Origin of the sequence: Sutterella parvirubra YIT 11816 (assembly GCF_000250875.1) — a bacterium.
Lineage (GTDB): Bacteria > Pseudomonadota > Gammaproteobacteria > Burkholderiales > Burkholderiaceae_F > Sutterella > Sutterella parvirubra.
In genome coordinates this window covers 39,386-46,253 of record NZ_JH604873.1, presented here as the reverse complement: position 1 = coordinate 46,253, position 6,868 = coordinate 39,386, and the positions used below count along the sequence as shown (strand labels likewise).

The following is a 6,868-nucleotide window of genomic DNA, read 5'->3' as shown; positions in this document are numbered from 1 at the left end:
GACGAGGCCCGCTTCAGACGGAAAAGGCCGGAGCCCCCTGCAGGCGACCGGCCTTTCCTTTGTCCGCATCCGCCCTCCGAGGGCCTTCGATCAGGCCTTCGGGCGGTCGGGCGGCGACGAATCACTTCAACGGGTACTGGACCCCATCGGGCCAGCGCGCGTCGTACTTCGCGAGCGGCGCCGGGCTCATCTGCGGGCCCGTGGGCGACATGCGGCGCTTGAAGCGCATGATCCCGAAAAGGCGCAGGATGCGGCGTTCGTCCTCCGTGGCGAGCTCATCGGGCGCCCAGCGTCCGGCCTTCTCCGTGATCACCTTTTCGATGAGATCGTACTCGGGAAGCGAATCGCGGTCGCGCTGCCCCGGGCGGAGTTCCGCCGTGGGTTCGCGGCGGATGATCGCCTCGGGGATCACCTCACGGCCGGCGCGGCGGTTGAGCGCGGCGGCGAGATCGCGCACCTCGCGCTTCCAGAGGTCCGCAATCGGCGCGAAGCCCCCGGCGATGTCGCCGTAGAGCGTGCCGTAGCCCATCGCGCACTCCGCCTTGTTGGCGTTGCAGAGCATGATGAGGTTCTTCGCGTTCGCGACCCCCATCAGCCACGTCCCGCGGATGCGGGCCTGAATGTTCTGGTCGGGAATCCCGCCCGGGGTGATCCCGCCGAAATCCTCTTCCATCCCCTCGGCCATCGCGGCGTGGACGCCCTCGATCGAGCGTTCGACGTAGGGAAGTCCCAGGTTCGCGGTGAGCGTCCGCACGAGCGCGCGGCTCTCGTCCGACGTGTAGCGCGACGCGAGCATGATCCCGGTGACCTTCTCCGCGCCGAACGCTTCGACGGCGAGCGCTGCGGTCACCGCGCTGTCGATCCCGCCCGAGAGTCCGATCACGACGCCCTCCGACCCCGTCGACGCGACGAAGGCGCGCATGGCGCGCACCAAGGCTTCGATCCGGATGACGTCCGGATCCGTCGCTTCGTCGGTTTCCGCGGGAACCGTAACGGGCGTGACGGCGAGCGTGCCGTCCGTCTTCACGTCGACGCGCAGCGTCGCCGCTTCCGGGGTCCAACGGGGAAGCCGCACGACTTCGTTCCCGTCTTCATCGCGGATGACGGAGCCCCCGAGGCGGATGCGCTCGCCGGTGTTGGACGCCCCGGCGGGCGAGGTCGTCACGGCGACGCCGGGCCCGCGGCGCAGGCGCTCGGGCGTCGACCAGAGTTCGCGGCGGAAGTTCGAGCGCCAATGGAGGACCGGCCCCTCGCGGAAGTCGCCCATCCAGGCGGCGTCGCGAAGCGTCACGCCCGACCAGCGGATCGGCCCCGTCACGTCGTCCGACCCTTCCTTGTCGTGGAGGCGCCAGGCGAGCGGGTTCGCGCGGTGCGGCTCCGCGATGACGGCGTCGGCCGCGGCCGCCGCGCGCACGAATTCGGCCTCTGCGGCGCGGGCCGCCTCTTCGCCCCAGAGCGGCATGCGGGAGACTTCGCGCAGGCGCTCGTCCCCGACGGAGACGAGAACGAGGTGGCGGAGGCCTTCCGCCTCACGCAACGCGCGCACCGTGGCCGCCTCGCGTTCGACGAGCGCGGCGACGGTCCGGGCGTCGGCCGTGGGGTCGGCGTCGGCGGCGTCGCGCTGAAGGATCGTGAGGAGAAAGCTCTTGGCGGTGGCGTTCGTCATGGCGTGTTCGAAGGCGTGGAGGACGGACGGAAGATGGTGACGGTGTTGACGTTTTCCGACGAAGCGTTTTAACACGAAACGAGGCCGCGGCGGGGAGGATTCCCGCGGCTTCGCCGCTCCGGGCAAAAGTCGGAAGCAAAGTCGCCGGCGGACGCACCCCGAACGCGCACCGTGAATGTGCGGAAGGCCGACGCGGGTGCGTCGGCCTCCATTTCTCACGCTCGGGGCGGGATGCGCCCGGGACGGTCCTACGCTTCGAGGAACGCCCGGATGTGCGCGGTCACGGTCTCGTCGTCGACCGAGGTCATGTCGATCCGCTCGAAGCCCGCTTCGCGAAGCCGTGCGGCCACGCGCGGGTGGATCGTGACGGCGGCGCCGCGCGTCACCCAGTCGCGCGCGCCCGGGATCGGACGCAGGGCGTGCATGAGGACGTCGACCGCGTCCGTGCTCGTCACGTAGACGACCGGGTGCTCGTTCGTCATGCCGCGGATGAGTTCCGCGATCTGACCGTTCGAGAGTTCGAGCGGCAGCCGCACGTAGGCGCAGACGACGACCACGTCGGCACCCATTTCGCGGAAGCGCTGCGGGAGCCATTCGCGGCCGGTCTGGCCGCGAAGGAAGAGCACGCGGCGCGGGGCGCCCCGCTCTTCGACCATCGCCCAAAGCGCTTCGCTGCCCGAGTGCTCGGCGTCGCCCGCCGGATAGATGAGCTTCACCTCGTCGCCCCAGGCCGCGCGGATCGCCTTCGCGGTGCCTTCGCCCACCGTGGCGAGCGTCACCGTTTCGGGCCAGTCGTGCACCCAGTGGGCGACGGCCGGGACCGCGGAGGGGCTCGGAATCACGACGAGATCAAAGCTCGCGAGGTCCTCCAGAACTTCGCGCAGGCGGTCGGTCTCGGCGGGGAGCTCGATCGTGAAGGCGGGCCAGCGCCAGACGTCGAGCCCCTCTCTTTCGAGCTTGGCGGCAAGGCGGTTGTTCGCCTCGCCGGGACGCATCAGGATGATGGGAGCCGTCATGACGCTCAGCCGAGAACGGCCTTCAGGATGGCGTCGGCGCCCTGATCGCGGAGCTGACGGACGACCTCGGCCGCCACCGCCTCCGGATCCTTCCAGTCGCCGCGGGCTTCGGCGCGGACGGCCTCACCCGTGCGGTGGTTGCCGACCAGGGCACGGAGCCACAGCTCTTCGCCTTCGACGACGCCGTAGGCGGCCAAGGGCACCTGGCACGAGCCGCCCAGCGCGCGGGAGACCGCGCGTTCGGCCGTGCAGCAGGCGCGGGTGTGCGGATCGTTGATGAAGGCGAGCGCTTCGCGCATCACGTCGTTCTTCGCGCAGATCTCAATGCCGAGCGCGCCCTGACCGGGAGAGGGCAAGCTCACTTCGACCGGGATGAAGGCGCGGATGCGCTCTTCGAGCCCGAGGCGCTTCAGACCCGCCGACGCCATCACCATCGCGTCGAATTCGCCCGCGTCGAGCTTGCCCAGGCGCGTACCCACGTTGCCGCGGACCGGAAGGACTTCAAGATGGGGGTAGTTCATGCGGAGCATGAGTTCGCGGCGAAGGCTCGCCGTGCCGACGCGCGCACCGGCGGGCATCTCGTCCAGGGACGCGTACTTCGACGAGACGAACGCGTCGCGCGGATCTTCGCGGTGGCTCACCGCGGTGAGCTCAAACCCTTCGGGAAGCTCCATCGGGACGTCCTTCAAGGAGTGCACGGCGAGGTCCGCGGCGCCTTCCTGCATCGCGACTTCGAGCTCCTTCACGAAGAGACCCTTGCCGCCCACCTTCGAGAGCGTCAGGTGCAGGATCTGGTCGCCGCGGGTCGTCATCCCGAGGATTTCGACGGACGCGCCGGGATAGGCCTCGCGCAGGCGGGACTGAATGTGAAGAGCCTGCCACATGGCGAGAGGGCTTTCGCGGGTAGCGATGACGCAGCGTTCGAATGTCGACATTGTTTGGATCCGGTCGATGGATGAAAAGAGGGAAATGCGGCGGATTCTAGCAACGCTCCATTGTCCGACGCTTAAGCCGGAAAAATCCGGGGGCTTCGCTTGCAACGGCCTCCTCACCCTGCCATAATTCTCCGCTTCCCAGTTGGCACGTGGGCCGGCATGCCCGTCGTAAGACCTGCCACCAATGCAGGCGGACCCGCAAGGCCGCCAGGGCGACCGACAGCAAAACTAGGAATCCCTTTCAAATGAAGCCGAATATTCACCCTGAATACCGCGAAGTCGCGTTCGTCGACCTCTCCATCAACAAGACGTTCATCATCCGTTCCGCCGTCCAGACGAAGGAAACGGTTGAAATCGACGGCGTGACCTACCCGATGTTCAAGCTCGATACGTCCTCCGCCTCGCACCCGTTCTACACGGGCGCCCAGACGCGTATCGTCGAAGCCGGCCGCGTGGAAAAGTTCCGCGCCAAGTTCGCCGCCAAGCAGGCTGCGCTCAACGCCGCCGCCGAAGCCGCCAAGGCCTCCAAGTAATTTGGACGCATCCGGTCCGCGCCGCTCCCTCCCGGAGCGCGCGGGGCGAAAAGCGGGCAGTCCCTCCTTTTTTCGGAGCGGCTGCCCGTTTTTTGTGCGTCAGGGGCGCCGACGCCCTATCATGTCGCGGGGTGCCTGAAAAGCCCCCTTTCATTCCCACCATTCGCAAGGATCCGCCCGTGCTGAAGCAACGTCCGACGCCAGCCAAGATGTCTCAGGAGGCCGCCCGAAAGCTGCCGCGCTACGCGCTCCTCGTGCTCTTGGTGCTCTTCATCTCGGCGGGCCTTTGGGTCCGCGACTTCTGGACGATCCGCGACGCGACGACCTTCGGGATCGCCGTCGACGCACTGAACGGCACGGCGCCCGACTGGGTGCTCCCCAACATCGGCGGCCAGTGGGTGGCCGAGCACGGCCCCCTGACGGGCTGGGTCGCCGCCCTCTTCATCGGGCTTCTGCGCGGCGTCATGGACGAGATGACCGCCTACCGCGTCACGAGCCTCTTCTGGTTCGCGATGACGACCGCGGCGCTTTGGTACGGCACGTGGAACCTCGCCCGCCGTCCCGAAGCGCAGCCGATCGCCTACGCCTTCGGGGGCGAAGCGCGCCCCCGCGACTACGGGCGCGCGATCGCCGACAGCGCGGTACTCCTCTTCATCGCCACCTTCGGGATCGTCACGCGTCAGCATGAGGCGATTCCGGACACGGCGCTTCTCGCGCTCGCCTCGGTCAACTTCTACGGGCTCGCGCGGATGCTGCGCAAGCCCTATTGGGGCGCCTTCACCGCGGGGCTCTCCGCGGGCCTCGCGCTCCTCGCCTCGACGGTCTTCGCGGGCGTGTGGCTTTTGGCCGCGGGGCTCATCGTCAACACGATGCTCCGGGGCGCGCCCGGGAACCGCGACCTGCGCCTCGTCGTGATGGGATTTTCCGCGCTCCTTCCGCCCCTTCTTTGGGCGGGCGCCGCCTGGATGCTCGCCCCCGAGAAGGCCCCGGGCTGGTTCACGTACTGGGCGCAGCTCCAAGCCGCGAACTTCGGCCTTGCGTCGCCCGAGACGCTCCTCTGGCTCGCGAAGAACTTCGTCTGGTACCTCTGCCCCATCTGGCCCCTGGCGCTCTGGGGCCTCTACAGCTGGCGCCACCAGTTGGAGAAGACCCACCTCTTTCTTCCCATCGTCGTCACCGCGACCGGGATCGTCGCCGCGCTCTTTTCGTCGTCCCAATCCGCCGACACCGTCTTTCTCGACTTCATCCCCGCGATGGCGGCCTTTGCGGCCTTCGCATTGATCACGGTGCGCCGCAGCCAGGAAAACGTTCTCGACTGGTTCTCGCTGTCGATCTTCAGCCTCGCGGCGCTCTTCCTCTGGGCCTACCGCCTCGCCTGGGAGACGGGGTTCGCCCCCAAGATGGCGAAGTCGATTCAGATGCTCGCGCCCGACGCCGTGCCCTCCTTCGACTTCCCGTTCTTCGCCGCGCTCGTCGCGACCCTTCTGTGGTTCACGTTCGTGGGCTGGCGCCTGACGCACCGCCCGGTCGCCGCGTGGCGCGGCCCCTGGCTCGCCGCCTGCGGGATGACGACCGCGACGCTGCTCACGGTCGGGCTCTTCCACGACGGGATCAACATCAACCGCTCGTACGAACCCGTGGCGCTCCAGCTCAAGGCCACGCTGGTCGACGCCGGCCTGGAACCCGCGGACTGCGTGAGCGCCCCGGGGCTTCCCGCCGGGATCCGCGCGATGTTCATCCACTACGCCGACCTGCCGCTCGCCCCCGACGTGACGCAGGGCTGCCGCTTCCGCCTCATCCGCACGAAGACGGGCGCGCTCCCCGTGAACGCCATCGGCGGTCCGGCCGAACGTCCCCACACGGACGAATCCTTCTACGTGCTCTCGGTGCGGTGAGGACTTGCCGCCTTACGCCTCCCGCACCGCACCCATTTGCCTGAACTCCACAACGACAGATGAGCAAAAGCATCACCCCGCCCAACACCTCCCTCAAGGCGCTCGCCTCGCTCGCCGGCCCGATCTTCGTCGCGAACATCGCGATCATCGGGAGCGGCACGATCGACACGATCATGGCGGGCCAGCTCGGCAAGGACCACCTCGCCGCCATCACGCTCGGGATCTCCGCGACGATCTGCGTGCTGATGGGGTTGGTGGGCGTCCTTCAGGGGCTCTCCCCCATCGCTGGGCACCACTTCGGCGCGAAGCGCTTCAACCTGATCGGCGAGGAGATGATCCAGAGCTTCTGGCTGGGCGCCTTCCTGCTTCTGATCGGCCTGCCGATCCTGCTCTCGACCGACATCTGGATCGGGCTCGCCGAAGTGAAGGGCGACGTCGCCGACATGGCCGCGACCTTCATGTTCTGGACGGCGATGGCATTGCCCGCGAGCCTCGGCGGCCGAATCTTCATTTCGGTGAACGCCGCCGTCTCGCGCCCCCGCATCACGATGTGGGTCTCGCTCGGGATGCTCGCCTTGAAGGCCCCCTTGAATGCCGTCTTCATGTACGGCTGGCTCGGATTCCCCGCCATGGGCGGGGGCGGCGCCGGGGTGAGCTTCTTCGTGCTCTCGTGGCTCTCGCTCTGCGCCTACGCCCTCATCTGGAAGTTCGACGGCTACTACAAGCAGATGCACGCCCCGAAGTTCACGGGCCCCAAGTGGTCGCTTTTGAAGGAGCACCTCCACGTCGGGATTCCGATCGGCTTGAGCACGTTCTTCGAAGT

At 68.0% G+C, this 6,868-nt stretch carries 6 protein-coding genes; 3 read left to right on the top strand and 3 right to left on the bottom strand.

Annotation, left to right across the window (positions count from 1 at the left end):
* Positions 1–121: 121 nt before the first annotated feature.
* From nadE to hemC, 3 genes are all read right to left on the bottom strand, one after another.
* Positions 122–1,666: an NAD(+) synthase gene (gene nadE / locus HMPREF9440_RS10350; RefSeq protein WP_008540890.1), complete on the bottom strand. Its 1,545-nt coding sequence runs from the start codon at positions 1,664–1,666 to the stop codon at positions 122–124.
* A 248-nt stretch (positions 1,667–1,914) separates the two neighbouring features.
* Positions 1,915–2,682, bottom strand: coding sequence for a uroporphyrinogen-III synthase (locus HMPREF9440_RS01745; protein WP_008540889.1), 768 nt, complete (start codon positions 2,680–2,682; stop codon positions 1,915–1,917).
* A gap of 5 nt (positions 2,683–2,687) precedes the next feature.
* A complete protein-coding gene (gene hemC / locus HMPREF9440_RS01740) occupies positions 2,688–3,617 on the bottom strand; it encodes a hydroxymethylbilane synthase (protein ID WP_008540888.1) in 930 nt (309 codons plus the stop codon).
* Between the two features lie 245 nt (positions 3,618–3,862).
* Here hemC and HMPREF9440_RS01735 point away from each other — a divergent pair, with 245 nt between their 5' ends.
* From HMPREF9440_RS01735 to HMPREF9440_RS11800, 3 genes are all read left to right on the top strand, one after another.
* Positions 3,863–4,150: a type B 50S ribosomal protein L31 gene (locus tag HMPREF9440_RS01735; RefSeq protein ID WP_008540886.1), complete on the top strand. Its 288-nt coding sequence runs from the start codon at positions 3,863–3,865 to the stop codon at positions 4,148–4,150.
* A gap of 179 nt (positions 4,151–4,329) precedes the next feature.
* The gene (locus tag HMPREF9440_RS01730; protein WP_040763205.1) at positions 4,330–6,045 is read left to right on the top strand and encodes an ArnT family glycosyltransferase; all 1,716 of its coding nucleotides are present in this window, start codon (positions 4,330–4,332) and stop codon (positions 6,043–6,045) included.
* A 59-nt stretch (positions 6,046–6,104) separates the two neighbouring features.
* The coding region (locus HMPREF9440_RS11800; RefSeq protein WP_008540882.1) for an MATE family efflux transporter at positions 6,105–6,868 on the top strand (764 nt) is incomplete at its 3' end.

Coding starts and splice junctions, on each gene's coding strand:
- HMPREF9440_RS01745 (WP_008540889.1), bottom strand. CDS start 2,682: ATGACGGCTCCCATCATCCTGATGCGTCCCGGCGAGGCGAACAACCGC.
- nadE (WP_008540890.1), bottom strand. CDS start 1,666: ATGACGAACGCCACCGCCAAGAGCTTTCTCCTCACGATCCTTCAGCGC.
- HMPREF9440_RS01735 (WP_008540886.1), top strand. CDS start 3,863: ATGAAGCCGAATATTCACCCTGAATACCGCGAAGTCGCGTTCGTCGAC.
- hemC (WP_008540888.1), bottom strand. CDS start 3,617: ATGTCGACATTCGAACGCTGCGTCATCGCTACCCGCGAAAGCCCTCTC.